We start from the raw sequence: 25,285 nt of genomic DNA on the forward strand, positions 1-25,285 counted from the left end.
GGCTCGGTTCAGACCGTCCAGCCCTCGATCAACGAAAGCCCCTGCTTCAGCAGCTGCTCTGCGTCTTCCTTGTTCGCGGCTTCGACATAGCAGCGCATTTCCGGCGCATTGCCCGAGGGGCGAAAGTGGATGACCCGGCCGTCGGCCAGCGTTGCCCGCAGTCCGTCGATGTCGCTGACGCTGTCGACGGCACCGATTGGGCTGAGGAAAGCCGACAGATGGTCGCCGGATTCCCGGAGATGCGCCATGAGAGACCCGCTGCGCTCGCTGGCATAATTCTCCAAGCGGTCGCTGAGTGCCACCGGCAGATTGAAGTCTTCGACGAGCCCAGATAGCGACAGGCCGCGTTCTGCCGCAGTTCCAAGCACGGCCAGTGCCGGCAGAAAGCTGTCCCGGGTCGGCAATGCCGCGATCGTCTTGTCACCGATGGTGAAGTCGGAGCCGAGCATCAGACCGCCATTCGCCTCGAAACCGAGCACGCCGGCTTCTCCAGCCGACAGCGCGTCCTCCATAGCAGCAATGACAAAAGGCGAGCCGACTCGCGTACGGCGCACGGCGAAGCCGCCATCCTGCTCCAGGCCGGAATTCGATGTGACAGGCGTTGCTACAACCTTCGCCTTGAGGAAGCGGGAAACGATCAGGCCGAGCAGATCGCCGCGCAGCGGCCTGCCATGTTCGTCGGCCACAAGCGGCCGGTCCCCGTCGCCATCCGTCGAGAGGATCGCGTCGAGGGCGAGCTCGTCGCTCCAATGCGCAAGTTGGGTGACGGTATCCGGCGATACCGCCTCGGTGTCGACGGGAATAAACTGCTCCGAGCGCCCCAACGGAAACACGGTGGCTCCGCAGTGCTCGAAAACCGTGACCAGCATGTCGCGGGCGACCGAGCTGTGTTGGTAGATGCCGATCCGCTTTCCCTTCAGCGCATCGGGCGCAAGGATGCCGAGATTGCGGTCGATGAAGAGCTGTGTCGCCTCTGCCTCGCCAGGCGTACCGGAACCGGCCTCGACCTTGTTGGCGTCTGCATCGTTTTTCAATGTGGCTGCGAGACGGGTGATCGCCTCCTCGTCGCTCTTGTTGACCTCTCCATCGGGGCGGTAAAATTTGATGCCATTGCGGTCGGCCGGAATATGAGAGCCGGTGACCATGATGCCGGCCGCCCCGATCGAGGCGCCGTAGAGCGCGAGCGCCGGGGTTGGGATGGTGCCACAATCGATCGGTTCAAGGCCAAGGCGTTTCATCGCGGCCATGATCGTGGAAGAGATTTCCGGGCTCGACGGACGAAAGTCGCGGCCGACGACAACAGGCGATCCAGGCTTCAGCGCCCCGCTTTCCAGCATGTGCCGTGCAAAGGCGGTCGCATAAAGTGCTGAAACCGAGCCAACGAGATCTGTCGAAAGCCCTCTCAAACCGCTCGTACCGAACTTTACCGTCATGCATGCCTCCTGGGGTCTCGCGAACAGATGGCGTTATATGGGCCTGTGCCCCACGCCATCAAGCGGAACTGTCGCTTGGCGGTCAGGCGAGTCTAAATCTGCAGGGGGATCCGGAAACGAAAAGAGCCTGGCGCGGGAGGAGGATGCGCCAGGCTCTTAAACTTGATCGGCAATTGGGAGGAGGAGGAGTATTGCCGATCCTACCGAGCGGCACTGGGAGGAGGAGTGCGCCGCTTCGATGCTTTGGTTATACCCACGGCACTCGATTCTGCCAAGCGCGCTTGTTGCAACGCAGCAGTGCGTTTAATGCATGGCTCAAGATTCAAGCGGCAACGCGCTGCTGCGACTTTTGCATCGGGACGCTTTCGTATCTTTCGCATCGGTGCGTTTTTCAGAGAACGAAAGCGCATTTGCGTAGCAATTGAGCAAATCTCTATCCTGCTTAGCAGTTTCTCATGCATCTATCACAAGGCTGTGACCGCCTTGAGTGGCCCGGGCAGGCGCGGGATGGTGCGCGGATGTGCTTTGGTCTATAGCGGGCAGGGACAACATCAGACTTCTGGAGCATCCGATGACGACGATCCGCTATCACGAGGGGGACATTTCGTCCGAGGCCGCTAGCCGCTATGTCGACGCCATTGCGATCGATACGGAAACCCTCGGCCTCGTCCCGCGCCGCGATCGTCTCTGCGTCGTGCAGCTGTCTTCCGGTAACGGAACTGCCGACGTAATCCGGATCGCCAAAAATCAAAAGGATGCGCCCAACCTCGTGGCGATGCTCGCGGACCCGGCCCGTCAGAAGATCTTCCATTATGGTCGCTTCGATATCGCGGTCCTGTTTCACACCTTCGGCGTGACGACGACCAATGTCTTCTGCACCAAGATTGCCTCCCGCTTGACCCGAACCTACACCGATCGGCACGGCCTCAAGGACAATCTCAAGGAACTGCTCGAGGTCGATATCTCAAAGGCGCAGCAATCGTCTGACTGGGCGGCCGAGACACTCAGTCAGGCCCAGCTCGAATATGCGGCCTCCGATGTCCTTCATCTGCATGCCCTGCGCGACAAGCTCACGCAGCGCCTGTTGCGCGACGACCGGATGGAACATGCCAAGGCTTGCTTCGAATTCCTTCCCACCCGGTCCAAGCTCGATCTCCTCGGCTGGGAAGAAACCGATATCTTCGCGCATAGCTGATCCGTCTGGCCGCCTCAGTCGCGCCTGACAATGCCGACCCGGGACATGACATCGGCCGGGATGGCATAACGCCGGATCATGTCGCCCTGGTTTCGCAAACCGCATAGCTCCCGTTGGACCATCAATCCGAATACCGCGTCAGCTGCTGCATAGAGCAAGGCCTCGATCGGGGCCTCGTCCAGGCCGCGCGCGCCAGCAAGCGTCTTGAGAGCGTCTTCGGCCTTTCGGCCAGCTCGCCCCAAGGCATCGGCTTTCTCACTGGCCAGTTCCAGGTCGAGCGGCGGGACGCTGTCTCGAAGCGCTGGCGAAAGCAGGGAGGCCGGTGGTTTGAAGCTCATAGCTAGATCTTCTCATCGGTGAGATTTGAGGGGAGCTCTGCCTATTTCGCCAAGGTTTCGTTAACCGAGACTTCGCATGATCCCCGCATAGAAATCGGTAACGCGATGGGCCTTTCAAGTTGCTCGTTGCACATAAGGCGTTGATCAGGCGACCATGACGGAAGCAGCCAGCATTCTCCTCGACTCTGTATCGCGTAATTCATCCAGCTATGATCTGGATCTGATCGAAGCGCCTGCGGAACAAGCCGACACTGAAGACCAGGGGCCGCGTTATGCGCCTGCCAACTGGCTGGACGCATTCATCGTCGACGAGCGCAGCCGGTCCGAAGAGGCCTTTGGCGAGCGTGTTCCGGTCCCCTCAGACGAGGCTGGCCTCTATCCGCGGTTCATGCGTCTCGTCGACTGAGCTAGCGTGGCAGGCTGGCGGCCGTTGCCCTGGCCCGGATCTCATCCAGACTCCAGTCCACCAGAAGCTCCCCGTCCTGCCAGACCGGCTGCAACAGGTTGGGGCGCTTTCCGAGGTCTTCCAGCGGGATAGGCATGATGTCGTAGCCGTCAGTGATCGCAGCCACACGGCCGGCCATCGATACCTTTTCCTGCGGATTGGATGGGCGGCGCACGACGGGATGCCATCGGCCCCCATCGTCCTGAACGGCGCTGGTGCGCATTGTGAAGGACATCGTGTCCCTATTGATCTTGTGCAGCAGGCCCGATCCCATGCCGAATGATATGTTTTCGGTAGAGAAACCCATGCCTTCGAGCCGGCCGAGGATCATCTGAATATCCTGGATCGAAACGCCGTCCGACTGGATCACCCGGACATTGCCATCGATCACCTTGAAGCCCTTGCCGTTCAGGCGCGTACCAAAGGCGTAGGCGAGTTGGGCCACGACCTGGACCGGGGTATCGATCGGATCGCCGCTGTCCGGGCGGACTACGAGCACGCCACCGGCCGCGCGCACCTTTGTCTGCAGCTTCTTGCCCCAGATCTCGGAGACCGCGTTGTGCAGATCGAAGCTGTCCGAGACAACGGAATAACCGCCGAAACTCGCGAAATTGTCGATCATGTTGGAATAGGCTTCCGTCTCATGCTCCTGACCCCAGGCAATGATCGTTCCATGTTCGGCCGCCGGGATCGAATGGGCAGGCATTGAGGCCTTGTAGAAGCGGCGTGCCTGCAGAATGGCGGGAAGCGAATCAGAGCTGTGGAAGTGCACGAGATGGGCTGCGCCTCCGATCGCAGCCTGTTCGACGCTGGACGTGCTGCGGCAACCATAGTCGCTGATCCGGCTCGGTTGCAGCCCGGCCGGATCATCAGTCGTCCTGTCCAGAAAGGGCTGTATCGCCATCCGGATGCGCCAGGCGGTCGTCGCGACCGTTGACGGATACCACACGGCGCGGAGCAATGCGGTCTCCATATAGGAGGTGAGCCACGGCACGAGAGGATCGGTATTGACCACCTGCATGACGGGCACCCCCCGACGGATCGCGGTGCCTTCCGGCAGTGCCTCGATGCGCAGGGGCAACATGCCGCCGTGCGCATTCAGGATATGCTCCCAGCCCTTGCGGTCGAACGGCTGGCCATGGGCTCGCGCAATCTCTTCTGCTTCCTCGATGTCGCCACGGGTGATCGGCGTCGACAGATAGTCCTTCAGGAACATCTGCAGGCCGAAGAACATCACCTCGGGACGGAAAGAGTTTCCCCGCGTGGTGACAAAGGCGCTGACGGCCCGCGTGTCCTTCGGATATTGCAGAAAGACGCCAAGCTTGTAGCTGTCGGTGTTCAGGAGGAGATTGCGTGTCATGCCTGCGTCCGTGTTGGATCGAATCGGCGACAGTACGCCGCCTCGCCCATCGTGCATGCCAATCAATGCGCGAGGCTGGTGTCGCCCGTGAAAATTGCGCCTTAGTAGTTCATTAACCAAATCAGGCAAGGATTGCGGATCGGGATCGGCAGCCGTGGCTCGGCTACTGACGTCCCCCGAAACTCTTGTCCCAAGGCACCAGAACCGGAGAGGTTGCCATGCTTCCTCCAGTCCTTGCGTCCCCTGCGTCCTACGCGTCTGCCACCGATGCGAAGCCGCGACCGGAACAACCGGCCGGCTCTCGCGCCACAGCGCTTGCCCCACCACCAGCGCCGACGCCCATCAACCAGAACTCTGCAATCGCGGGCCAGTTGAACATCATGCTCCTGTCGGGCCCGGAGCGCATGTCTCAGAGTCTTTCGGTTCTGGCAGACGTTCTCGGCGCAGCCTTGAAGATCGAGCGGCGCTCCGACGAGACACCTGGCGATTACATGGGTCGCTTGATCGAAGGCATCGCGGCACTGCCAGCCGCTGATCGCCTGAAGCTGCAGAAGCTTCTGAACCAGTCGTTTGCCGGACTACAGTTGCGCACATTGCTGGCGGCCATGGCCGCCCCGTCAGGCCCGGAACGCGCAACTCTGGCACTTTATCTCGAACTCTATCGCCAGTCGGACAGGGATGGAGCAACACGCTCGGTCATCTCATCCTATCGCGAAGCGGCTGGAGAGGCCCGCCCGACGGCTCAGAGCGTCAGCCGTCCCTTGGCCGCAAATGATGTCGGAGGTGCGCCGAACGACACCCAGCGCACCGAACAGACGGCAGCCGGGCAAAACAGACCTCTGAACACGCCAGCCGAGGCCAAAGGCAATGCCGAAGTGCGCGCCGCGAATGCCGGTCCGCCGCAGCGTCCAGACATGGATGTGACGCGCTCCGGTCGACCCACAACGGCAACGCCATCCGGCTCCATGCCGGGCCTCGGTATTGCGTCCGGTCGACCCGAAAGTTTGCAGGTGGCGACCGGCGCAAGCCACCCACTGCAGAAGGCCGGGATGGAACCGCAGACGAGCCGAACGGCACCGTTCACAGGTCTGTCGTTATCGCCCACCGGCAGCCCGGCCACGCAAGCCGAAAGTGGCCAAAGGCTGCCCATGCTAGCAAGCGGCGGCGCCAGACAGCCGGAAGAACGGGCTCCTGCTGGTATCGGCACCCCGGATCGCCAGACGCCGACCTCCGCTGCGTCTGCCACAGCCATGCCGGTGATCGCCGTGCCGGCGCAGGCGAAGCTCGTACCACCGATGTCGGCGGGTTGGCTCGCCGAACTGCTCGAATCGGATTTCGTTCGGACACTCCTGCAGCTGAAAAGCCTGTCGAGCTTGCCGCAAGCCGCGGCCCGGCCCGGCATCGCTCCCAGCCTGGAAACGCAACCAACGGCAACAATTGCCGTGCGGCCGGCGTCATCCGACGAAACGGGCGATTCAGCTGAACAGCTTGCGCGGATGCAGGATGCTGCCCTGAAGGAGACGACAGAAGAGCGTCCAGTGGCCGGAGCAATCCCCTTGCCGGAGCAGGCGCTGGCGAGGTTTCCGATTGCGCGGGAAGGCATGCCCTTGCCCTTCATTCCGTACCAGCTGGAAGACGAATTCGACGTCGAACGCGTCGAGGAGAAGGAAGAAGAGGATCCCGACAATCGGGATGGGGAGACGGATGCCGAGGACGATGACAGGGACGAAGCTGTCGATGGGGACGAGGATGGTGCAGACGTCGTGATGCCCGAAGACGAACGCCCGGCCGCTGAACCAGCGGAGACGTATATGCAGGAGAGCACGGTGGCGGAGTTGTCCGCACTACCGGCGCCTTCGGAGACGCCTTTGCCGCCCCCGCCCGAGCCCGCTCACGAACTCTATCTGCGGATGGCCGGTCTCAATTGATACTCCAGACCAAAGAAAAACCCGCCGGGATCGCTCCCGGCGGGTTCTTTGCATTCAGCGAACAGCGAGGATTAGTCGTTGTTGCGGTTCTTCAGGGCAGCACCCAGGATGTCGCCGAGCGAAGCGCCCGAGTCGGACGAACCGAACTGAGCAACGGCTTCCTTCTCTTCTGCGATCTCGAGAGCCTTGATCGACAGCATGACCTTGCGGTCCTTCTTGGAGAAGTTGGTGACGCGGGCGTCAAAAACCTGACCAACCGAGAAACGCTCCGGACGCTGATCGTCACGATCGCGGGCCAGGTCGTTGCGGCGGATGAAGGACGTGATGTCTTCGTGGCTGACGAGCTTCACTTCGACGCCACCATCATTGATGCCGATGACTTCGCACGAGACGACAGCGTTCTTGCGCAGTTCGCCCGAAGTTGCGGCTTCGCCGACAGCGTCGCGGCCGAGCTGCTTGATGCCGAGCGAGATGCGTTCCTTCTCGACGTCAACATCGAGAACGACGGCCTTGACCATGTCACCCTTGTTGAACTCTTCGATGACCTGCTCGCCCGGACGGTTCCAGTCGAGGTCGGAGAGGTGAACCATGCCGTCCACGTCGCCTTCGAGGCCGATGAACAGGCCGAACTCGGTCTTGTTCTTGACTTCGCCTTCGACTTCAGTGCCGGCCGGATGGCTGAAGGCAAATGCCTGCCACGGGTTCTCGAGGGTCTGCTTGAGACCGAGCGAGATACGGCGCTTGGACGGATCGACTTCCAGAACGACAACGTCGACGTCCTGCGTGGTCGAAAGGATCTTGCCGGGATGAACGTTCTTCTTCGTCCAGGACATTTCCGAGATGTGGATCAGGCCTTCGATGCCCGGCTCCAGCTCGACGAATGCACCGTAGTCGGTGATGTTCGTCACGGTACCGGAGATCTTCTTGCCAACCGGGTACTTGGCAGCGATGCCATCCCACGGATCCGACTCGAGCTGCTTCATGCCGAGCGAGATGCGGTGCGTTTCCTGGTTGATACGGATGATCTGAACCTTGACCGACTGGCCGATGGACAGGATTTCCGAAGGATGGTTGACGCGGCGCCATGCCATGTCGGTCACGTGCAGCAGGCCGTCGATGCCGCCGAGGTCAACGAACGCACCGTAATCGGTGATGTTCTTGACGACGCCGTCAACAACCTGGCCTTCTTCGAGGTTCTGCACGATTTCCGAACGCTGCTCGGCGCGCGACTCTTCGAGAACCGTACGACGCGAAACAACGATGTTGCCGCGACGCTTGTCCATCTTGAGGATTTCGAAGGGCTGCGGGTTGTGCATCAGCGGGGTCACGTCGCGGATCGGACGGATGTCCACCTGCGAACGCGGAAGGAAGGCAACGGCGCCGTCGAGATCGACCGTGAAGCCGCCCTTGACCTGGTTGAAGATAACGCCTTCAACGCGCTCGCCAGCTTCGAACTTGGCTTCGAGCTTGATCCAGCTTTCTTCGCGACGAGCCTTTTCGCGCGACAGAACAGCTTCGCCGAGAGCGTTTTCGATGCGCTCGACGTAAACTTCGACTTCGTCGCCGACCTTGAGCGTGCCGTCCTTGGCGCGTGCACCGAATTCCTTCAGCGCAATGCGGCCTTCGACCTTGAGGCCGACGTCAACGATGGCGACGTCCTTCTCGATGGCCGTGATGATGCCCTTGGCAACATAGCCTTCTGCCAGATCGGTCTTGGCAAAGGATTCTTCGAGGAGGGCTGCAAAGTCCTCACGCGACGGGGTAGAAACAGACATGAAATCTCCTGGTCGCATCCATCTGGATGCGTGAGCGCCGGGGGCTAGTGTTGATCTTGGCCAACAACCGATCCGCTCTTTTAGAAGAGCAATTCCGGCGCGGGGACTGGATGTCGGCCCTCAGGCTTCGGCTTGTCCGAAACCTGGTCACTTCATTTCGTCAGGGCAGCGTCGACGAGAGCCTTCGCCGCCAAGAATGCGGCCTCTATACTCATTTCGGAAGTATCTAGCAAGTGCGCGTCTTCAGCTGGTTTCAATGGGCTGTCGGCCCGTCCCATGTCCCGCTCATCGCGTTTCTTCACGTCGGCGAAGATCGAGTCGAAATCGGCGCTGCCGCCCTTCGACAGGATCTCGTCATGGCGGCGTCTGGCGCGAACCTCGGGCGACGCCGTCACGTAGAGTTTGACCGGAGCGTCCGGGCAGACGACGGTGCCGATATCGCGACCGTCGAGCACAGTGCCGGGCGCGCGCCTCGAGAAGGCGCGCTGTGCCTCGACGAGGGCGCGACGTACGGCTGGCATGACCGCGATCTTCGAGGCCGCTTCGCCGATCTCGTGCGCCGAAAGAACGTCGCGGTCCAACCCGGCGAGCTCCACGGCAAGCGCCATGCGCTCTGCCACCGTTTCATCGTCGAGGGGCAGTCCGGCGTCGAGCAGGGCCTTGGCCGTTGCGCGATAGGTGAGCCCCGTGTCGAGATGATGGAATCCGTAGGTCTCCGCGATCTGGCGCGACAGCGTCCCCTTGCCGGCGGCGGCCGGCCCGTCGATGGCGATGATCATCCGGTCCTCATTGTCTCTGTCTTTGATACCATCGCTGATACAAATCTTGGCAGCCCTTGCCAAGCGAAGCATGCGAACCCCCGGTTGCCAAAATACCTGCGCAGATAGCCTTTGACAGGAAGAGCATCAGCGATTAAGGGGACCGACTACAGTTTGGCCGGCCTCGCGCCGGGCGCTTGGCGCATGCCCTTAATCTTCACGACTTCATGAGGCTTTGACAGTGGCGAAGGCAGAACTTGGAACGAAACGGACTTGCCCCGACACCGGCAAGAAATTCTACGACCTGAACAAGGACCCGATCGTGTCGCCGTACACGAACAAGTCCTGGCCGCTTTCCTATTTCGAGGAAACCTCGGTCGCAGCCATCATGGAGAAGGCTGAAGAAGAGGAAGTCGCCGAAGTCGACACCGAAAATACGGATGTCGAGCTCGTATCCCTTGAGGACGCCGACGAGGCATCGGGCGACGACATCCCTGATATCGGCGACGATGACGTCGAGATCGACGGCGATGACGACGACACCTTCCTCGAAGCCGACGAAGACGATGACGACGATGACATGACCGGCCTGATCGGCGTCACCGGCGACGACGACGAAGTCTGATATTTCAAGGATTTCGAGCCCGGGCTTAAAAAAATGCCCGGGCTTTCATTTTTCGGCTTGCCATCTCCGACTACCGGAAGTATCAAGCCGCCACCCCGACGGAAGCGGTGCTTTCAAACGGGTTCCCGGAGCCGGAAATTAGCCGGCACCCTGATGGGGCTATAGCTCAGCTGGGAGAGCGCTTGCATGGCATGCAAGAGGTCAGCGGTTCGATCCCGCTTAGCTCCACCAAATTTCCATTGAGAATATGATGACTGTTCCACGCCGACTATTCAAGTCTGGCGACTGCAGCGCGTACCGTGTGTCGCTGGCCGCGCTGCCTCAGCCCTCACCGCCGAAACAGCTCTACCCGTTCCCCCGTCTCCGAGAGATCGATCTGGAACCAGTCGATGATCTTGCGGATGTCGAGCTTCACCTCTCCGTCGCGAAGCTTCAGGTGCAGATTGTTGTCGCTGACATGCACGGGCGTACCGATATAGAGGCGGTCATTGCCGGAGTCGTCCACGGTGTCGATGGCAAATCGCATGGTTTCCTCCCGGAAAATTTAGAATCGAAATGGGTGACAGTGGGACGAGGGTTTAGTAACGCCTCCTTGAGCGAAGCTGGCCTCCCTGAGGTCTGATGGCTTCAGGCGTAGGCGGAAAGTCGGATCGGGAGAGTGCAGATTGTTTGTGGTTTCAAAACTGTTTTGGAATGCGATCCAGCCGCTCTCGCTCGTTTTCCTGCTCGGGCTGCTCGCGCTGGCCTTGATCTGGTTCCGCTGGCTCCGGTTGGCCGTTGCTGCCCTGTCGCTCTCGCTTTTGATTCTGTTCCTCACCCTCTACACGACCCTTGGCTCCGTCCTGCTGCAAAGCTTGGAGGCTCGATTTTCCAAACCGGCGGCAGATCCGGCAAGTGTATCTTGCATGATCGTGCTCGGCGGCGCCTTCGAGACCGAAGTCACGACAGCGCGCGGCGGTGTGGATCTCAATCAGGCGGCCGACCGCTTCGTTGAGGCACTGCGCCTCGCAATGCGATATCCCGAGGCAAGCATTCTCGTGTCTGGCGGCGACGGATCCCTGAGTGGTGTTTATGAGGGCGATGCTGCGGCATCGATCCGTTTCTTCGAGGCTTTCGGGATATCAAGCGACCGGCTCATCGCCGAAACGACATCCAGAAACACCGATGAAAACGCCCAGAACAGTCGCGAACTTCTGTCCAGCCGCGATCTGGGTCAATGTCTGCTGATCACGTCTGCCTTCCACATGCCACGCTCAGTCGGGCTGTTTCGAAAGGCAGGTGTGGATGTAGCCCCCTGGCCGGTCGATTATCGCACTGCCGGCAATCTGACCTTCGCGCTCGACTTCACGCAGCCGACCCTCAACGCGCAGCAGATGTCGACAGCCGTCCGCGAGTGGGTGGGGCTGGCCGGCTATCGAATTCTCGGCAGGATCGACGACGTCTTTCCCGCGCCGTAAACGTCACTTTTTCGAGATCGTAAAGAATGTCGTGCCACGCACGCGAACCGTCATGGCGCAGGGCTCCTGGCCCTCTTCCCGCTCGCAATAGCGGGGATGCATCTTCAGGACGAAGACCATGTTGCCGAAGCGCTGGATGAAGTCATAGGAATACATCTGTGCCGTGGCGATCATGAAGTAGCCGCCTTCCTTCACCTGTAGATAGAAGTTGAAGGGGCATCCTTCGGCCGTGCAATCGGGCCCCCGCACGCCGTCGCAGACGATTTCGCTGCTGTTGGTGACGACGTCCTGGAGCCCGTCATTGTTGATGTCGATCCGGTCGAGGAAGCGGCCGCCATACTGCACCACGTCGCAACGCTTGGCATAGTGGTTCTTCTCGTAGATCTCGGGATCGGTCAGCAGTTCCTGCTGGGCGAAGGCGGGCATGGCGAAAATGCCGGTCGCGACAACGAGGAGGAGGCGGAATAGGAAAGACACGGTCTGGACTCCGGATCGCAATCTGTGCTGAACGAAAGAGAAGTCTAGCGGCTGCGTCTTGCCTCACCCTTAACGGCGTGCGGCAAATCTCGCCCGGACCGGAGGCTCCAGCGAGGAAAGAAGCCATGTCGCTCCTGTCTTATCTCGACTATGCGGGGATTGCCCTGTTTGCTGCCACCGGCGCGCTTGCAGCGTCGCGAAAGCAGCTCGACATGATCGGCTTCTTGTTCTTTGCGGTTGTGACCGGGCTCGGCGGCGGCACGGTCCGCGACATCGTGCTCGGTCGCGTGCCCGTCTACTGGGTTCTCAACCCCGATTACATCCTGATCTGCTGTGCAATCGGCGTCGTCGTCTTCTTTACCGCCCACATGGTCGAATCGCGCTACCGCCTGTTGATATGGCTCGATGCGATCGGGCTGTCGGCCTATTGCGTGATGGGTGCTGCAAAAGGTCTGGCCGCGACCGGCTCGCCGACGATCGCGATCGTGACCGGCACGCTGACCGCAAGTCTGGGCGGTGTGCTGCGCGATCTCCTGGCCAATGAGCCATCCGTGCTGCTGCGACCGGAGATCTACATCACGGCGGCGCTGGTCGGGGCAGCGGTTTTCACGGGTGCCCACGAGTTCGGCGCACCGCTCTATGTCGCTTCTGCCCTGGGGGCGATCGCGGCCTTCCTGTTGCGCGGCGGCGCACTCTACTTTGGATGGACGTTTCCGACCTACAAGCACAAGCCTGGCCGACATCCGGATGAGGTCATGTAAGGGGAGGCGAGGGCGAGTTTCAGCCCTGCTTGGGGCGCAGCCGGATCACGACGTCGACATGCGCGATTTCCATGCCTTCCGGCGGTGGCGGCAGATTGTCGATGCTGATGTTGTTGACCGGGATATCCAGCACCTTGTTCTCGCCTTCGACGAAGAAATGGTGATGGTCGGATACATTCGTGTCGAAATAGGTCTTGGAGCTTTCGACCGCGAGAACGCGGATCAGCCCTGCTTCGGTGAACTGGTGCAGCGTGTTGTAGACGGTCGCAAGCGAGACCGGAAAATCGGCGGAGATCGCCTCTTCATGCAGTTCTTCGACGGTCAGGTGGCGGTCACCCTTTGCGAACAGCAGGCCGGCCAGCGCAATGCGCTGCTTCGTCGGGCGAAGGCCCGAGCGGCGCAGTTTCAGTTCGATACCCGTTTGGCAGGTTGCCATCGTCAAAGACGCACTCCAGTCGTTGCGTGGCATGCACGAGCATCCACACGTGTCGATATAGCTGCAAAATCAGGCTCTTTCAATAGATACAGTAACGAGAAGCCTTGTGACGCCTGCCGTCGGGCGGTTTTTGATGTTTCGGGTCTGGTGATGCCCTTTTCCTTCCTGTATGCGACGATGATATGAGGATGAGGCCGGCAAGGCCTCTAGGAAACCGGCGGAGCGGCTGCGGGGCTTCAATTTGCCACCGTCTTGCTCTAATGGGTCCCGGATATCTGAAGCAGAGGGGGGAAGAAGAAGAAAAATGGTTACGAGACAATCCAGCTATAACTACGACGAAATCCTCGCCTGCGGCCGCGGTGAACTCTTTGGCGAGGGCAACGCGCAGCTCCCTCTGCCGCCCATGCTGATGGTGCACCGGATCACCGACATTTCCGAAACCGGTGGCGCCTTCGACAAGGGCTATATCCGCGCGGAATACGATGTGCGTCCCGATGATTGGTATTTCCCCTGCCATTTCCAGGGCAACCCCATCATGCCCGGCTGCCTTGGCCTCGACGGCATGTGGCAGCTGACCGGCTTCTTCCTCGGCTGGCTGGGTGAGCCCGGTCGCGGCATGGCGCTGTCGACGGGCGAAGTGAAGTTCAAGGGCATGGTGCGCCCCGAGACCAAACTTCTCGAATACGGCATCGACTTCAAGCGCGTGATGCGCGGTCGCCTGGTGCTCGGCACGGCCGATGGCTGGTTGAAGGCCGATGGAGAGACTATTTACCAGGCATCCGACCTGCGCGTCGGTCTGTCGAAGGACAAGGCGGCCTGAACCGGCCCGGTCCGCACCTGAAGTTTATAAAGAAGGTCTGAGAGATGAGACGGGTTGTAGTAACAGGTCTTGGCATCGTGTCCTCCATCGGTGCTGATGCCGCCGAAGTCACGGCATCGCTGCGCGACGCCAAGTCGGGCATCACCTTTTCTCCCGATTTCGCCGAACACGGTTTCAAGTGCCAGGTCTGGGGCAAGCCCGACCTGGATCCGACCGACCTGGTCGACCGCCGTGCCATGCGCTTCCTGTCCCAGGGTGGTGCATGGAACCACGTGGCCATGAAGCAGGCGATCGCGGACGCCGGTCTGGAAGAGGCCGACTATCAGCAGAATGAGCGCGTCGGCATCATCATGGGTTCCGGTGGTCCATCGACCAAGCAGATCGTCGAAGCCGCCGATATCGTTCGCCAGAACAACAGCCCGAAGCGCATCGGCCCATTCGCCGTGCCGAAGGCCATGTCATCGACGGCTTCCGCAACGCTTGCCACCTGGTTCAAGCTGCACGGCGTCAACTATTCGATCTCGTCCGCCTGCTCGACCTCGGCGCACTGCATCGGCAATGCCTACGAGATGATCCAGTGGGGCAAGCAGGACATGGTCTTTGCCGGCGGCCACGAAGATCTCGACTGGACGATGTCCAGCCTCTTCGACGCCATGGGCGCCATGTCGTCGAAGTATAACGACACGCCGTCGAGCGCCTCGCGTGCCTACGACGTCTCGCGCGACGGCTTCGTCATCGCTGGCGGCGCCGGCGTTCTGGTTCTGGAAGAGCTGGAGCATGCCAAGGCCCGTGGCGCCAAGATCTATGCCGAAGTCGTCGGCTATGGTGCCACCTCCGACGGCTACGATATGGTCGCTCCCTCGGGCGAAGGCGCCATCCGCTGCATGCGTCAGGCCCTGTCCACCGTGAAAGGCGATGTCGACTACATCAACACCCATGGCACTTCGACGCCGGTGGGTGATAGCAAGGAAATCGGCGCGATCCGCGAAGTGTTCGGCGACAAGATCCCGCACATCCAGTCGACCAAGTCGCTGACCGGTCACTCACTCGGTGCTGCCGGCGTGCAGGAATCGATCTATGGTCTCCTGATGATGCAGGCCGGCTTCATCGGCGAAAGCGCGCACATCACCGAACTCGATCCCGAGTTCGAAGGTGTGCCGGTTGTTCGCAAGCGCATCGACAACGCAAAGATCGATACCGTGCTGTCGAATTCCTTCGGCTTCGGCGGTACCAACGCGACGCTGGTCTTCCAGCGCCATCAAGGCTGATCTTTTAGACGTCTGAACAAAAAAGCCTGGCGCGTTGCCGCGCCAGGCGTTCATCCGAAGTGGTCCGCCAGCCGTGGGAGTACGGCTTACTTCGGTTGATGAGGATCGGTATGGTCGATGACGCCGATCAACATGGCGAGGCTCACCGCATGCATCAGATTGCTCGCTTCGAGCTTTTCTTGAGCACTGACCAGAGCCTGGTTCACCTCTTCCCTTGACAGCACGAGCGCATTCGCAGCCTCGTCCGACCGCATGCCCTCAGCCACGAGCTGCAGGCAGCGGATTTCGCGATCCGAGAGGATCGAAACAGCAGGCGATCGTCCGATTGCCCGTTTGGTATCGGTTTTCATGATTTTCGTTGCCGCAATGGAGAAAGGTCGACTTGATATCCATCAGGTCGTCAGGCGGCGCTCATAGCATTCTGCCGGAATGGCGTCGTTGACATCGCACGCCAACAACTTATCCGAACACGCTAAAATAAGGGAAGTTCAGCGCTGAAAGCACTTTGATCCCTCAATTAGGGCGGATCGTACCGCCCTTGTCAAGTTTCCGCGGCTGTCAGGCAGACTTCCGCTCGCGCACTTCCGTCGGCGTGGTGCCGAACCATCGCGTGACGGAGCGCGTAAAAGCGCTCGGCGCGGAATAGCCGAGCCTGTAGCAGATTTCCGAGATCGGCAGTTCACTCTCGGTCAGCAGATTGAAGCTGACCTCCTTGCGGATGTGATCCCTGAGCTCGTTGAGACTTGTCCCGTGGCCCGCCAAACGGCGCTGGAACGTCCTTTCCGACAAACCGAAATAGGGTGCGATTTCGGCGAGCGGATAATCGTCATCCGACACGTGCAGCAGCAGGTAGCGACGGACCTGCTCCAGGAAATCAGCGCTTTTCTCCGGCGTCGGCGGCCTCAGGCTCCGACATTGCAAATCCATCAGTTCGAATAGTCTGCGGTCACCGGTGGGATTTAAGGCCTGAAGGAAGCTGGGCGGAAAATGCACGCAGTTGACGCGTGCGCCGAAGCTCACGCGTCGCGACAGCAATTGCCGGAATGGCTTGTGATTGCGGGGAGCCGGTCTTTCCAGTTGGACCTCGATACTGTCGCTGGTGGCAAACGTCTGGGCCCGTTGCATGACAAGCCCGACCGACATGTCGACATACTGGTCGCGTTTCACGATGACGGGAGCGAAGGTCCAGGCGAGATGCGCACCGCGCTCGTCGAGCGTCAGCTTGGAATAGCTGGTATGGGTCACATACTGGATGTGGTCGTCGAGAAACTGGACAAAATCCAGCCCTGTCGGCGCCGCCATCAATCCGTAGCCGAATGGACCGGTCGAGCCCGCCTCATAACGCGTGATGCTTGTGAGCCCGAATGCCTCATCGTCGGACAGGAGAGCGCAGGTCTCCAGGAGCCTGCACAGGCGATCGAGGCTGATGCGCGCGGTCAGGCTCTGGAAAATCTGCGGATCGATCTCCAGCGCCTTGCAAATGGGCTTTATGTCGATGCCATAGGACTGGGCATGCTCGACCACCGCTGAAGCGAGGCCGGCCACGGTGGTCAATTCATCGGTGAGATTCCGAGAAGGCATGAGACCGCTGGCGCCAGAAGTGAAGCTTATGGCGCCAGATGCTAAGGCAGCTGCGATCCGGAGTCGAGCGGCGCGTAGTCTTAGTCCGCGCCCTCCCGATCACGATCGCTTTTGTGTCAGCGCTTTGCCCAGAGGACCTTGAAGCGGGCATTCCGGCAGACTTCTCCAGACTGCTTGAAATGCTGAGCCAGCACGGGCTCGTAGGTCAGGCCCCGGTTTGCCACCATCAGGAGGTCACCGCCGCCGCGCAGCGAATCTGCGGCGGCTTTTATCATCGCGGCACCGATAGACGGTTCGGCGGCGTGGCCCTCATGGAAGGGCGGGTTCATGATGACGAGATCGTATTTTTCCTTCGGCGGCTCGTTGCCGAGATCCTGCCAGAAGAACCGTGCCGTCAGATCGGGGCAGTTGCGCGCCAGATTGCGCTTGGCATGCTCCAGCGCCTCGTGGCTCGCTTCGAAGAGATCGATGCGATTGGTGCGGGGCGCAGCCTCCGCAAGCATGACCGACAGATAGCCCCAGCCCGCGCCGAAATCGGCTGCATTGCCGTCGAAGGCCGTCGGCAGGCGGCTTGCGAGCAGTTCGGAACCTTCATCGGCATGGGCGTGGGAAAAGAGGCCGGAGCGCGTCTCGAAGCGACCGTCCACCGTGACCGGCTTGGCGGAAAGCGTCGAAACGATTGTCGATGGATCCTCGGGTGCGGCGAACCAGACGACGACGCCGTGGTATTTCGGCATGGATTCCGGCGAAAGGCCGAGCCGGTCAAGCTGCTTGCGCAGCGGCAGGATGCCATCTTCCTTGGCGCCCGCAACCAGGATCATGCCGCCGGCTTTCACCCGCTGCAGCGCTTCGGCGACACGGTCCTCGTTGACGCCCTTGTGCTTGCCGCAGAGGATGAGGGCACCGTCGTAGCCCTCGCCATCGACGATCGGGACGGGCTGGAGGTGGCTGGCTTCGAGGCGCCGGAATTCCGGGCGGAAATCCTGAACCACGGTCAGTTCGGCGCCAAAGCCCTCGGGCTTGGCAAATCCCGCCTCGGCGCCGAGAAACAGGTAGCGACTTCCAGCTTCGGGAAGGGCGACGGTTTCGGTGACGAAGGGGTGGAACAGGGTCTTCAGCGTTTCGCGGCTCATGGCTCGGTCTTCTCTCTCGGCGAACAAAAAAGGCGCGGGAAATTCTCCCGCGCCTCGGATCGGGAACGACGTCAGCTTATTCAGCTGCTTCGCCGTCGTTCTTCTTCTCGGCAACGATTTCCTGGCCGGTGGTCTGATCAACGACCTTCATCGACAGGCGGACCTTGCCGCGCTCATCGAAGCCCATCAGCTTGACCCAGACCTTGTCGCCTTCCTTGACGACGTCGGAGGTCTTGGCCACACGCTCGGAAGCCAGCTGCGAGATGTGAACGAGGCCGTCACGCGAACCGAAGAAGTTGACGAAGGCGCCGAAGTCAGCGGTCTTCACAACGGTACCTTCGTAGATCACGCCGACTTCCGGCTCGGCCACGATCGAGTGGATCCACTTGCGGGCCGCTTCGATTTCCTTGCCGGAGGCGGAGGCAATCTTCACGGTGCCGTCGTCTTCGATGTTGATCTTGGCGCCGGTCTTTTCGACGATTTCGCGGATGACCTTGCCGCCGGAGCCGATGACTTCACGGATCTTGTCGACCGGGATGTTCATCACTTCGATGCGCGGTGCGAATTCGCCGAGCTGGCCACGGCTTTCCGAAAGGGCATTCGCCATTTCGTTCAGGATGTGCTTGCGGCCACCCTGTGCCTGGCCGAGTGCGACCTTCATGATCTCTTCGGTGATGCCGGCGATCTTGATGTCCATCTGCAGCGAGGTGATGCCGTCGGCAGTACCCGCAACCTTGAAGTCCATGTCGCCGAGATGGTCTTCGTCGCCGAGGATGTCGGAGAGAACCGCAAAGCGCTCACCTTCGAGGATGAGACCCATGGCGATACCGGCAACCGGCTTGGCGAGCGGAACGCCGGCGTCCATCAGGGCGAGGGAGGTGCCGCAAACGGTTGCCATAGAGGACGAGCCGTTCGACTCGGTGATCTCGGAGACGACGCGCAGCGTGTAGGGGAACTGCTCAGGCGACGGCAGCATCGGGCGGATAGCGCGCCATGCGAGCTTGCCGTGACCGATTTCGCGACGACCCGGCGAACCCATGCGGCCGGTTTCACCGACGGAGTAGGGCGGGAAGTTGTAATGCAGAAGGAAGCGTTCCTTGTACATCCCGGTGAGCGAGTCGACATACTGCTCGTCTTCGCCGGTGCCGAGCGTGGCGACAACGATCGCCTGGGTCTCGCCACGGGTGAACAGGGCCGAACCGTGCGTGCGCGGCAGGATGCCGACTTCCGACACGATCGCACGAACGGTGGACAGGTCGCGGCCGTCGATGCGGCTCTTCGTGTCGAGGATGTTCCAGCGAACGATCTTCGCCTGCAGGTGCTTGAAGACGGCACCGATGACTTCGTTGGTGTACTTCGGCTCTTCGCCTTCCGGGAAGAAGTGTGCCTTCACCTTGGCCTTGACAGCGTCGACGGCTGCATAGCGATCAGCCTTCTGGGTGATCTTGTAGGCAGCGCGCAGCTCGGTTTCGGCGATCGACAGCATTTCGGCTTCGAGAGCGGAATGATCTTCCGGCTCGAATTCGCGCGGCTCCTTGGCAGCCACTTCAGCGAGCTTGATGATCGCGTCGATGACCGGCTGGAAGCCCTTGTGGCCAAACATGACGGCGCCGAGCATGATCTCTTCGTTGAGTTCCTTGGCTTCCGACTCAACCATCAGGACGGCGTCCTGCGTGCCGGCAACGACGAGGTCGAGAACCGACTCGTCCATCTCGTCGAGATGCGGGTTCAGAACGTATTCGCCGTTGATATAGCCGACGCGAGCGCCGCCAACCGGGCCCATGAAAGGTACGCCGGAGAGGGTGAGGGCTGCCGAAGCGGCAACCATGGCCAGAACGTCCGGATCGTTTTCGAGGTCATGCTGGACCACGGTGACGACAACCTGGGTGTCGTTCTTGTAGCCTTCCGGGAAGAGCGGGCGGATCGGACGGTCGATCAGGCGGGAAACCAGCGTTTCCTTCTCCGACGGACGACCTTCGCGCTTGAAATAGCCACCCGGGATCTTGCCGGCGGCATAGGTCTTTTCCTGGTAATTGACGGTAAGCGGGAAGAAGTCCTGGCCCGGCTTCGGCGACTTGGCCGAAACGACGGTGGCGAGAACGACGGTTTCGCCATAAGTGGCGAGAACGGCACCGTCAGCCTGGCGGGCGATCTTGCCGGTCTCGAGCTTCAGCGGGCGGCCTGCCCACTCGATTTCGACGCTGTGAACATCAAACATATCTTGTCCTTCATATGCGACCAGCGTCCTGCCGAAAGTGCAGGGGCGACCGGTCCGCAATGTGCTGACGCAATCACGGGCAAGACAGTGGGAGGCTTCGGAAACGGCCTTGGCCGGCAAGTGCATCCTCAAGGATGCGGAAGCGTCCAACAATCCTGCCCCATGACAGGTCATCGGTTGGTGTCGACAGATCCGGCCCATCCGGTCTGTCATTCGTTTCGTGCGTTCGTCGCGCGAAACCGTGTCGCGGGTCGTATGGCCTGACCCGGAAAGGCGACCGGCGGATCTTCGTTGCCGAAGACCCGCCGGGAACTTGTTAGCGGCGGATGCCGAGGCGCGTGATCAGGGTCGTGTAACGAGCCTCATCCTGCTTCTTGACATAGTCGAGAAGCGAACGGCGGGTCGAAACCATGGTCAGAAGGCCACGACGCGAGTGGTTGTCCTTCTTGTGACCCTTGAAGTGTTCCGTCAGGTTGGTGATACGCTCGGTCAGGATTGCGACCTGAACTTCCGGAGAACCGGTGTCGCCTTCCTTGATTGCGTATTCCTTGATGAGGGCGGCCTTGCGCTCTGCAGTTATCGACATCGTGAATCCTTTCTACAATAAGGAGAAACAGGTCGCCAAACGCCGGGATGTCGTCCAGCATTGGCCGTGAATGCAGACACCCGAAGGTGCCAGCTGCCGCCGCCTATACTCTATTCCCCGATGAAAGGAAAGAGCAGGCGGCGGGAAGGCTTCAGGCGAAGACGCGCCGCGGGTGAAACTCGCCGCCTGCGATCTCGCCGATGGCGATCAACTTGCCGCCGGCCAATGCGACGGCCTCAGGCTCTGCAACCGGTGCATCACGGCCGCGCAGGATGATGGGATTGCCCATGCGAAGCCGATGCGCCTGGTCATCGGTGATCCTGAGTTGTGGCAAGGCGGACAGTGCTTCGGCCGTGTCACCGAGGAAGGCGTCGAGAGCGGCCAGCCGCTCGTCCCGGTCCTCGATGGCTTCGAGCGCCACGAGCTCCGCGAGCGGCACCATCGTCTCCTCGGCAAACGGGGCCACGAAGGTGCGGCGGAGCGAGGAGATATGGCCGTAGCAGCCGAGATCGCGACCGAAGTCGCGGGCCAGCGAGCGCACGTAAGTGCCTTTGCCGCATTCAACCTCGAAATGCGCCTTGTCGCCTTCGCAGTTCAGGAGCGTCAGGCGGTGAACTTCGACTTCGCGAGAGGGAATCTCGACCGTCTCGCCATCGCGGGCGAGATCATAGGCGCGCTCGCCGGCAATCTTGATCGCCGAGAACTGCGGCGGGATCTGGCTGATGGTGCCGGTGTAGTTGGGCAGCAACGCCTCGATGTCACTCTTGGCGGGGCGCTTGTCGGAGCTCTGCGTTACCTCGCCCTCAAGATCGTCCGTCGAGCGCTCCTCGCCCCAGGTCACCGTGAATTCGTAGATTTTGCGGCCGTCCATGACATAAGGGACGGTCTTGGTCGCATCGCCGAGTGCAATCGGCAGCATGCCGGATGCGAGCGGATCGAGCGTGCCAGCATGACCGGCCTTCTGGGCGTTGAACAGCCACTTGATCTTGCCGACGGCCTCGGTCGAGCCGAAATCCACCGGCTTGTCGAGAATGAGCCAGCCCGAAATCGGGCGGCCCTTGGGCTTTCTTGGTTTGGACATCTAGGTCTTCTCAGTCTTGATCTTCGTCGGAGCCGAGGTCGCGCTGGACCTCCGGCGAACGCAGCAGGGCATCGATCTTCTGGTAGTTGTCGAAGCTGGTGTCGTCGCGGAAACGGACTTCCGGCATGTATTTCAGCTGCCGCAGCTGGTTGCCCAGCCGGCCGCGAATGTATTTGGCGTGCTTGTTGAGGGCCGCAATGACCGTGTCATGGTCCTTGACGCCGAGCGGCGTGACATAAGCAGTCGCCATCTTCAGGTCCGGCGACATGCGGACTTCGGAGATCGAGATGACGGTCTTTTCGATCACCTCGTCGCGGACTTCGCCGCGCTGCAGGACCTGGGTGATGGCGGCACGCACCTGCTCGCCGACGCGCAGCATGCGCTGCGAAGGTGCCGAAGAGGTTGGTTTTGTCATGGTCTTCCTGACTTCATTTTATATTTAAGCACTGCGACAAGGGCGCCCATTGCCAGCGGCATCGCAAAGATGATGGACATGATGGTCCCTGACCACGCCGTTCGGCAACCTTCGGCAATCATGGAAAGCATGATCGGGTCATCGGTGTCGTCCGAAAAACCCAGCATCACCAGTCCCAGCGAGAGCAGCGTTGTTGGCCAAACCAACCATCGCCAACCCTTCAGAATGCCGACCGACAGAACAAGGGCGATGATCAGTGACCAGCGCGTACTGTCGATGATTTCGTTTGCCACTGTGACAGCGCCGTCTGATGGATCCCATCCGGCCTTGTCGCAGATTTCCGCGAACGCATTCGTCGCATAAAGAAAACAGACGATGGCGATGGCCACCGTCTGCTTGTTCGTATGACCGCCACAGGCAGTCAAGACCATTAGAGCGTACGCGTGATGTGTTCCACGCGGAAGCACTCGATCGTGTCGCCAGCGCGGATGTCTTCGTAGTTCTCGAAGGCCATACCGCATTCCTGGCCCATCGGCACTTCGCCGACTTCGTCCTTGAAGCGCTTGAGCGTCTTGAGCTTGCCTTCGTGGATGACGACGTTGTCGCGCACGAGGCGGACGCCGGCTCCACGTTCGACCTTGCCTTCGACGACGCGGCAACCTGCGACCTTGCCGACCTTCGTGATGTTGAACACCTCGAGGATCTCGGCATTGCCGAGGAAGGTTTCGCGACGCTCCGGAGAGAGCAGACCCGACATCGCTGCCTTCACGTCATCCACCAGATCGTAGATGATGTTGTAGTAGCGGATCTCGATGCCAGCACGCTCGGAAGCGGTACGGGCCTGCGCGTTGGCACGGACGTTGAAGCCGATGATTGCCGCATTGGATGCCTCGGCGAGCGAGATATCCGATTCCGTGATGGCACCGGCGCCCGAATGCACGATGCGCGCCCGCACTTCGTCGGTACCGAGCTTGTCGAGAGCAGCAACGATCGCTTCGACGGAACCCTGCACGTCGGCCTTGATGACCAGCGGGAATTCCTTGAAGCCGGTGTTCTGCAGCTGGCTCATCATCTGTTCCAGCGAACCGCGCTGACCCGACTGGCGGGCAACGGCCTTGTCGCGGGCCAGACGCTGACGATACTCGGAGATCTCGCGAGCGCGGCTTTCGTTTTCAACAACCGCAAAACGGTCGCCGGCAGCAGGCGTGCCCGAAAGGCCGAGGATCTCGACCGGCATGGCGGGACCAGCTTCCTTGACGTGCTCGCCCTGGTCGTTGACCAGCGCACGAACGCGGCCCCACTGGTCGCCGGCAACGATGATCTGGCCAGGCTTCAGCGTGCCCTTCTGGACGAGAACCGTCGCAACGGCACCACGACCGCGGTCGAGCTGGGCTTCGATGACGGTACCTTCGGCAGTACGCTTCGGGTCGGCCTTCAGGTCGAGGATTTCGGCCTGCAGCAACACCGCTTCGAGCAGCTTGTCGAGGTTGAGCTTGTTCTTCGCCGAAACCTCGACGTCGAGCACTTCACCACCCATGGATTCCACGAAGACTTCGTGCTGCAGAAGCTGCTGGCGAACCTTGTCCGGATTTGCCTCGTGCTTGTCGATCTTGTTGATCGCCACGATGATCGGCACATTGGCCGCCTTGGCGTGGTTGATGGATTCGATCGTCTGCGGCATCACGCTGTCGTCGGCCGCAACCACCAGAATGGCAATGTCGGTCGCCTGGGCGCCACGGGCACGCATCGCGGTAAAGGCCGCGTGGCCGGGGGTGTCGATGAAGGTGATCTTCTGACCGTTCTGTTCGACCTGATAGGCGCCGATATGCTGGGTGATGCCACCGGCTTCGCCCGATACGACCGAGGTCTTGCGGATGGCGTCGAGCAGCGAGGTCTTGCCGTGGTCGACGTGACCCATGATCGTGACCACGGGCGGACGCGATACCAGCTCGCCCTCGTCGTCCTTGACGTTGAAGATACCTTCTTCGACGTCGGACTCCGAAACGCGCTTCACGGTGTGACCGAATTCGGTCGCGATGAGTTCTGCAAGGTCGGCATCGATGATGTCGCCCGGCTTCATCATCTGACCTTCCTTCATCAGGTACTTGATGACATCGACGGCGCGCTCGGACATGCGCTGCGACAGTTCCTGAATGGTGATGGTCTCAGGCAGAATAACCTCGCGCATGACCTTTTCACGGGTCTCCTGCATCTGGCTACGGCGGAACTTCTCCTGGCGGCGGCGCATGGAAGCCAGCGAACGGCCACGAGCGGTGCCGTCGTCGTCAACATTGGCGCTGGTCACCGTCAGCTTGCCACGACGACGGTCTTCCTCGACCTTCGGACGGGCAGGGACCTTGGCAGCCACGGGCATGGCGACCTTGCCCCGACCGGGGATCGTCCGCGGGGATGCACGACCCTCGTCTTCGTCATTGGTCTTGCGTCCACGCACGAACCCGGGTGCGCCGGGTGCCGGAATGGCCGTACGGTTCACGACGACGGGCGCATCAGCCACTGGCGCCACAGCGGGCTCAGCGGCAGCTTCAGCTTCCGGCTGTGTCTCTGGCTGCGGCTCGGCGGCGCGACGTGCGGCCTCTTCTGCGGCCAGGCGTGCGGCTTCCTCGGCTTCGGCCTTGCGGCGAGCCTCGTCGATCACGCGCTGCTTGGCTTCCTCGACTTCACGAATCTGGGCTTCGGCAAGAGCGCGGCGACGCGCTTCCATCTCACCGGCCGACAGGTCGTGCAGAACGGCGCCGCGCGGACGTTCCGGCTGACGCTGCGGCTGCGAGGGCTGCTGGCGTTGCGGCTGCTGGGGGCGCTGTGGCTGCTGCGGGCGATGCTGCTGTGCCGGTGCCTGTGCCGGGCGTGCCGCTGCAACGGGTGCCGCAACCGGCGAAGGCGCCTGTGTCGGTGCCGGCGTCGGAGCTGCCGCGGCCGGTTCCGCACGAACAGGGGTGATCGGCGTAATCGGTGGCTTTTCGTCGAGCGGGCGGGTCGTGCGGCGCTTCACCGTTTCGACGACGACCGACTTCGTACGGCCGCGCCCCATGTCCTGGCGCACGGTACCCTGGCTCATCCCCGAGGGTTTCAGGGTGAGAGTCTTCTTCACGCCGATAGTCTTGTCGTCTTTGTTGTCGGTCATTCCGTTCCCGTTCCTTCGAGCGGGGCCGGATGCCGAGCATCAGGCCTCGCCGT

At 61.1% G+C, this 25,285-nt stretch carries 25 protein-coding genes and 1 tRNA gene; 9 read left to right on the plus strand and 17 right to left on the minus strand.

Translation table 11 applies throughout. The annotated features are described in order from the left end of the window. Positions 1–8: 8 nt before the first annotated feature. Positions 9–1,433, minus strand: coding sequence for a phosphomannomutase (locus tag D4A92_RS07040; RefSeq protein ID WP_203018961.1), 1,425 nt, complete (start codon positions 1,431–1,433; stop codon positions 9–11). Between the two features lie 571 nt (positions 1,434–2,004). Here D4A92_RS07040 and D4A92_RS07045 point away from each other — a divergent pair. Then, complete coding sequence (locus D4A92_RS07045) at positions 2,005–2,628, plus strand: ribonuclease D (protein WP_203018962.1); 624 nt, start codon at positions 2,005–2,007, stop codon at positions 2,626–2,628. Between the two features lie 14 nt (positions 2,629–2,642). Here D4A92_RS07045 and D4A92_RS07050 read toward each other — a convergent pair whose 3' ends face one another. After that, entirely contained in the window at positions 2,643–2,966 is a 324-nt protein-coding gene (locus tag D4A92_RS07050) for a DUF6665 family protein (protein ID WP_203018963.1), read from the minus strand. Between the two features lie 154 nt (positions 2,967–3,120). Between D4A92_RS07050 and D4A92_RS07055 the strand changes: the two genes are divergently transcribed. Next, positions 3,121–3,372, plus strand: a complete 252-nt coding sequence (locus D4A92_RS07055) for a hypothetical protein (protein ID WP_203018964.1) — start codon at positions 3,121–3,123, stop codon at positions 3,370–3,372. Between the two features lies 1 nt (position 3,373). Here D4A92_RS07055 and D4A92_RS07060 read toward each other — a convergent pair whose 3' ends face one another. Continuing rightward, on the minus strand, positions 3,374–4,771 hold the full coding sequence (locus tag D4A92_RS07060; protein WP_203018965.1) for a nicotinate phosphoribosyltransferase: 1,398 nt from the start codon (positions 4,769–4,771) through the stop codon (positions 3,374–3,376). Positions 4,772–4,989: 218 nt separating this feature from the next. Between D4A92_RS07060 and D4A92_RS07065 the strand changes: the two genes are divergently transcribed. Next, the gene (locus D4A92_RS07065) at positions 4,990–6,699 is read left to right on the plus strand and encodes a hypothetical protein (RefSeq protein ID WP_203018967.1); all 1,710 of its coding nucleotides are present in this window, start codon (positions 4,990–4,992) and stop codon (positions 6,697–6,699) included. Between the two features lie 71 nt (positions 6,700–6,770). Here the strand turns inward: D4A92_RS07065 and rpsA are convergent, their stop codons facing one another. Both rpsA and cmk read right to left on the minus strand, forming a co-directional pair. Next, the gene (gene rpsA, locus D4A92_RS07070; RefSeq protein ID WP_203018969.1) at positions 6,771–8,474 is read right to left on the minus strand and encodes a 30S ribosomal protein S1; all 1,704 of its coding nucleotides are present in this window, start codon (positions 8,472–8,474) and stop codon (positions 6,771–6,773) included. 152 nt (positions 8,475–8,626) lie between these two features. Further along, complete coding sequence (cmk, locus tag D4A92_RS07075; RefSeq protein WP_203018971.1) at positions 8,627–9,253, minus strand: (d)CMP kinase; 627 nt, start codon at positions 9,251–9,253, stop codon at positions 8,627–8,629. Positions 9,254–9,473: 220 nt separating this feature from the next. On the opposite strand from cmk, the gene D4A92_RS07080 reads away from it, so the two are divergent. Together D4A92_RS07080 and D4A92_RS07085 are read left to right on the plus strand one after the other, a co-directional pair. Next, positions 9,474–9,857 carry a TIGR02300 family protein gene (locus D4A92_RS07080; protein ID WP_112247016.1) on the plus strand — a complete coding sequence of 128 codons (384 nt, stop codon included), beginning with the start codon at positions 9,474–9,476 and terminating at the stop codon, positions 9,855–9,857. A gap of 155 nt (positions 9,858–10,012) precedes the next feature. Then, a tRNA-Ala gene (locus D4A92_RS07085) sits at positions 10,013–10,088 on the plus strand. A gap of 97 nt (positions 10,089–10,185) precedes the next feature. Here the strand turns inward: D4A92_RS07085 and D4A92_RS07090 are convergent. After that, positions 10,186–10,383: a hypothetical protein gene (locus D4A92_RS07090; protein ID WP_203018973.1), complete on the minus strand. Its 198-nt coding sequence runs from the start codon at positions 10,381–10,383 to the stop codon at positions 10,186–10,188. 139 nt (positions 10,384–10,522) lie between these two features. On the opposite strand from D4A92_RS07090, the gene D4A92_RS07095 reads away from it, so the two are divergent. Next, the gene (locus tag D4A92_RS07095; protein ID WP_203018974.1) at positions 10,523–11,314 is read left to right on the plus strand and encodes a YdcF family protein; all 792 of its coding nucleotides are present in this window, start codon (positions 10,523–10,525) and stop codon (positions 11,312–11,314) included. Positions 11,315–11,317: 3 nt separating this feature from the next. On the opposite strand, the gene D4A92_RS07100 is transcribed toward D4A92_RS07095, so the two are convergent. Next, positions 11,318–11,740 (minus strand): hypothetical protein, encoded by a 423-nt coding sequence (locus D4A92_RS07100; RefSeq protein WP_203019862.1) that lies wholly within the window; start codon positions 11,738–11,740, stop codon positions 11,318–11,320. Between the two features lie 176 nt (positions 11,741–11,916). On the opposite strand from D4A92_RS07100, the gene D4A92_RS07105 reads away from it, so the two are divergent. Continuing rightward, positions 11,917–12,552 carry a trimeric intracellular cation channel family protein gene (locus D4A92_RS07105; protein WP_203018975.1) on the plus strand — a complete coding sequence of 212 codons (636 nt, stop codon included), beginning with the start codon at positions 11,917–11,919 and terminating at the stop codon, positions 12,550–12,552. A gap of 19 nt (positions 12,553–12,571) precedes the next feature. Here D4A92_RS07105 and irrA read toward each other — a convergent pair whose 3' ends face one another. Continuing rightward, a complete protein-coding gene (gene irrA / locus D4A92_RS07110) occupies positions 12,572–12,988 on the minus strand; it encodes an iron response transcriptional regulator IrrA (protein WP_006725267.1) in 417 nt (138 codons plus the stop codon). Between the two features lie 304 nt (positions 12,989–13,292). On the opposite strand from irrA, the gene fabA reads away from it, so the two are divergent. Both fabA and fabB read left to right on the plus strand, forming a co-directional pair. Continuing rightward, a complete protein-coding gene (gene fabA / locus D4A92_RS07115) occupies positions 13,293–13,808 on the plus strand; it encodes a 3-hydroxyacyl-[acyl-carrier-protein] dehydratase FabA (RefSeq protein ID WP_054149380.1) in 516 nt (171 codons plus the stop codon). Between the two features lie 44 nt (positions 13,809–13,852). Beyond that, a complete protein-coding gene (gene fabB / locus D4A92_RS07120; protein ID WP_203018976.1) occupies positions 13,853–15,076 on the plus strand; it encodes a beta-ketoacyl-ACP synthase I in 1,224 nt (407 codons plus the stop codon). Between the two features lie 86 nt (positions 15,077–15,162). On the opposite strand, the gene D4A92_RS07125 is transcribed toward fabB, so the two are convergent. The 9 genes from D4A92_RS07125 to infB all read right to left on the minus strand — a co-directional run bounded on the left by D4A92_RS07125 (position 15,163) and on the right by infB (position 25,232). Continuing rightward, positions 15,163–15,426, minus strand: a complete 264-nt coding sequence (locus tag D4A92_RS07125; RefSeq protein ID WP_006725264.1) for a LuxR C-terminal-related transcriptional regulator — start codon at positions 15,424–15,426, stop codon at positions 15,163–15,165. Positions 15,427–15,634: 208 nt separating this feature from the next. After that, on the minus strand, positions 15,635–16,657 hold the full coding sequence (locus D4A92_RS07130; protein ID WP_203018977.1) for a helix-turn-helix domain-containing protein: 1,023 nt from the start codon (positions 16,655–16,657) through the stop codon (positions 15,635–15,637). A 116-nt stretch (positions 16,658–16,773) separates the two neighbouring features. After that, on the minus strand, positions 16,774–17,790 hold the full coding sequence (locus tag D4A92_RS07135; protein ID WP_203018978.1) for a class I SAM-dependent methyltransferase: 1,017 nt from the start codon (positions 17,788–17,790) through the stop codon (positions 16,774–16,776). A 76-nt stretch (positions 17,791–17,866) separates the two neighbouring features. Further along, entirely contained in the window at positions 17,867–20,008 is a 2,142-nt protein-coding gene (gene pnp / locus D4A92_RS07140; protein ID WP_203018979.1) for a polyribonucleotide nucleotidyltransferase, read from the minus strand. Between the two features lie 316 nt (positions 20,009–20,324). Beyond that, positions 20,325–20,594 carry a 30S ribosomal protein S15 gene (gene rpsO / locus D4A92_RS07145; RefSeq protein ID WP_006725260.1) on the minus strand — a complete coding sequence of 90 codons (270 nt, stop codon included), beginning with the start codon at positions 20,592–20,594 and terminating at the stop codon, positions 20,325–20,327. Positions 20,595–20,745: 151 nt separating this feature from the next. Then, positions 20,746–21,675, minus strand: coding sequence for a tRNA pseudouridine(55) synthase TruB (truB, locus tag D4A92_RS07150; RefSeq protein WP_203018980.1), 930 nt, complete (start codon positions 21,673–21,675; stop codon positions 20,746–20,748). 10 nt (positions 21,676–21,685) lie between these two features. Next, positions 21,686–22,090, minus strand: a complete 405-nt coding sequence (gene rbfA / locus D4A92_RS07155) for a 30S ribosome-binding factor RbfA (protein ID WP_054149385.1) — start codon at positions 22,088–22,090, stop codon at positions 21,686–21,688. After that, positions 22,087–22,479: a hypothetical protein gene (locus D4A92_RS07160; RefSeq protein WP_203018982.1), complete on the minus strand. Its 393-nt coding sequence runs from the start codon at positions 22,477–22,479 to the stop codon at positions 22,087–22,089. Before D4A92_RS07160 ends, rbfA begins: the two co-directional genes overlap by 4 nt. A 41-nt stretch (positions 22,480–22,520) precedes the next feature. Further along, positions 22,521–25,232: a translation initiation factor IF-2 gene (infB, locus tag D4A92_RS07165; protein WP_203018984.1), complete on the minus strand. Its 2,712-nt coding sequence runs from the start codon at positions 25,230–25,232 to the stop codon at positions 22,521–22,523. Positions 25,233–25,285: the final 53 nt, after the last annotated feature.

The organism is Rhizobium rosettiformans (assembly GCF_016806065.1).
In the GTDB taxonomy this organism is placed as follows: Bacteria; Pseudomonadota; Alphaproteobacteria; order Rhizobiales; family Rhizobiaceae; genus Allorhizobium.

Bases quoted from the DNA above. Each gene is read 5' to 3' on its own strand.
- D4A92_RS07040 (WP_203018961.1), bottom strand. From the start codon at position 1,433: ATGACGGTAAAGTTCGGTACGAGCGGTTTGAGAGGGCTTTCGACAGAT.
- D4A92_RS07045 (WP_203018962.1), top strand. From the start codon at position 2,005: ATGACGACGATCCGCTATCACGAGGGGGACATTTCGTCCGAGGCCGCT.
- D4A92_RS07050 (WP_203018963.1), bottom strand. From the start codon at position 2,966: ATGAGCTTCAAACCACCGGCCTCCCTGCTTTCGCCAGCGCTTCGAGAC.
- D4A92_RS07055 (WP_203018964.1), top strand. From the start codon at position 3,121: ATGACGGAAGCAGCCAGCATTCTCCTCGACTCTGTATCGCGTAATTCA.
- D4A92_RS07060 (WP_203018965.1), bottom strand. From the start codon at position 4,771: ATGACACGCAATCTCCTCCTGAACACCGACAGCTACAAGCTTGGCGTC.
- D4A92_RS07065 (WP_203018967.1), top strand. From the start codon at position 4,990: ATGCTTCCTCCAGTCCTTGCGTCCCCTGCGTCCTACGCGTCTGCCACC.
- rpsA (WP_203018969.1), bottom strand. From the start codon at position 8,474: ATGTCTGTTTCTACCCCGTCGCGTGAGGACTTTGCAGCCCTCCTCGAA.
- cmk (WP_203018971.1), bottom strand. From the start codon at position 9,253: ATGATCATCGCCATCGACGGGCCGGCCGCCGCCGGCAAGGGGACGCTG.
- D4A92_RS07090 (WP_203018973.1), bottom strand. From the start codon at position 10,383: ATGCGATTTGCCATCGACACCGTGGACGACTCCGGCAATGACCGCCTC.
- D4A92_RS07100 (WP_203019862.1), bottom strand. From the start codon at position 11,740: ATGCCCGCCTTCGCCCAGCAGGAACTGCTGACCGATCCCGAGATCTAC.
- D4A92_RS07105 (WP_203018975.1), top strand. From the start codon at position 11,917: ATGTCGCTCCTGTCTTATCTCGACTATGCGGGGATTGCCCTGTTTGCT.
- irrA (WP_006725267.1), bottom strand. From the start codon at position 12,988: ATGGCAACCTGCCAAACGGGTATCGAACTGAAACTGCGCCGCTCGGGC.
- fabA (WP_054149380.1), top strand. From the start codon at position 13,293: ATGGTTACGAGACAATCCAGCTATAACTACGACGAAATCCTCGCCTGC.
- fabB (WP_203018976.1), top strand. From the start codon at position 13,853: ATGAGACGGGTTGTAGTAACAGGTCTTGGCATCGTGTCCTCCATCGGT.
- D4A92_RS07125 (WP_006725264.1), bottom strand. From the start codon at position 15,426: ATGAAAACCGATACCAAACGGGCAATCGGACGATCGCCTGCTGTTTCG.
- D4A92_RS07130 (WP_203018977.1), bottom strand. From the start codon at position 16,657: ATGCCTTCTCGGAATCTCACCGATGAATTGACCACCGTGGCCGGCCTC.
- D4A92_RS07135 (WP_203018978.1), bottom strand. From the start codon at position 17,790: ATGAGCCGCGAAACGCTGAAGACCCTGTTCCACCCCTTCGTCACCGAA.
- pnp (WP_203018979.1), bottom strand. From the start codon at position 20,008: ATGTTTGATGTTCACAGCGTCGAAATCGAGTGGGCAGGCCGCCCGCTG.
- rpsO (WP_006725260.1), bottom strand. From the start codon at position 20,594: ATGTCGATAACTGCAGAGCGCAAGGCCGCCCTCATCAAGGAATACGCA.
- truB (WP_203018980.1), bottom strand. From the start codon at position 21,675: ATGTCCAAACCAAGAAAGCCCAAGGGCCGCCCGATTTCGGGCTGGCTC.
- rbfA (WP_054149385.1), bottom strand. From the start codon at position 22,090: ATGACAAAACCAACCTCTTCGGCACCTTCGCAGCGCATGCTGCGCGTC.
- infB (WP_203018984.1), bottom strand. From the start codon at position 25,232: ATGACCGACAACAAAGACGACAAGACTATCGGCGTGAAGAAGACTCTC.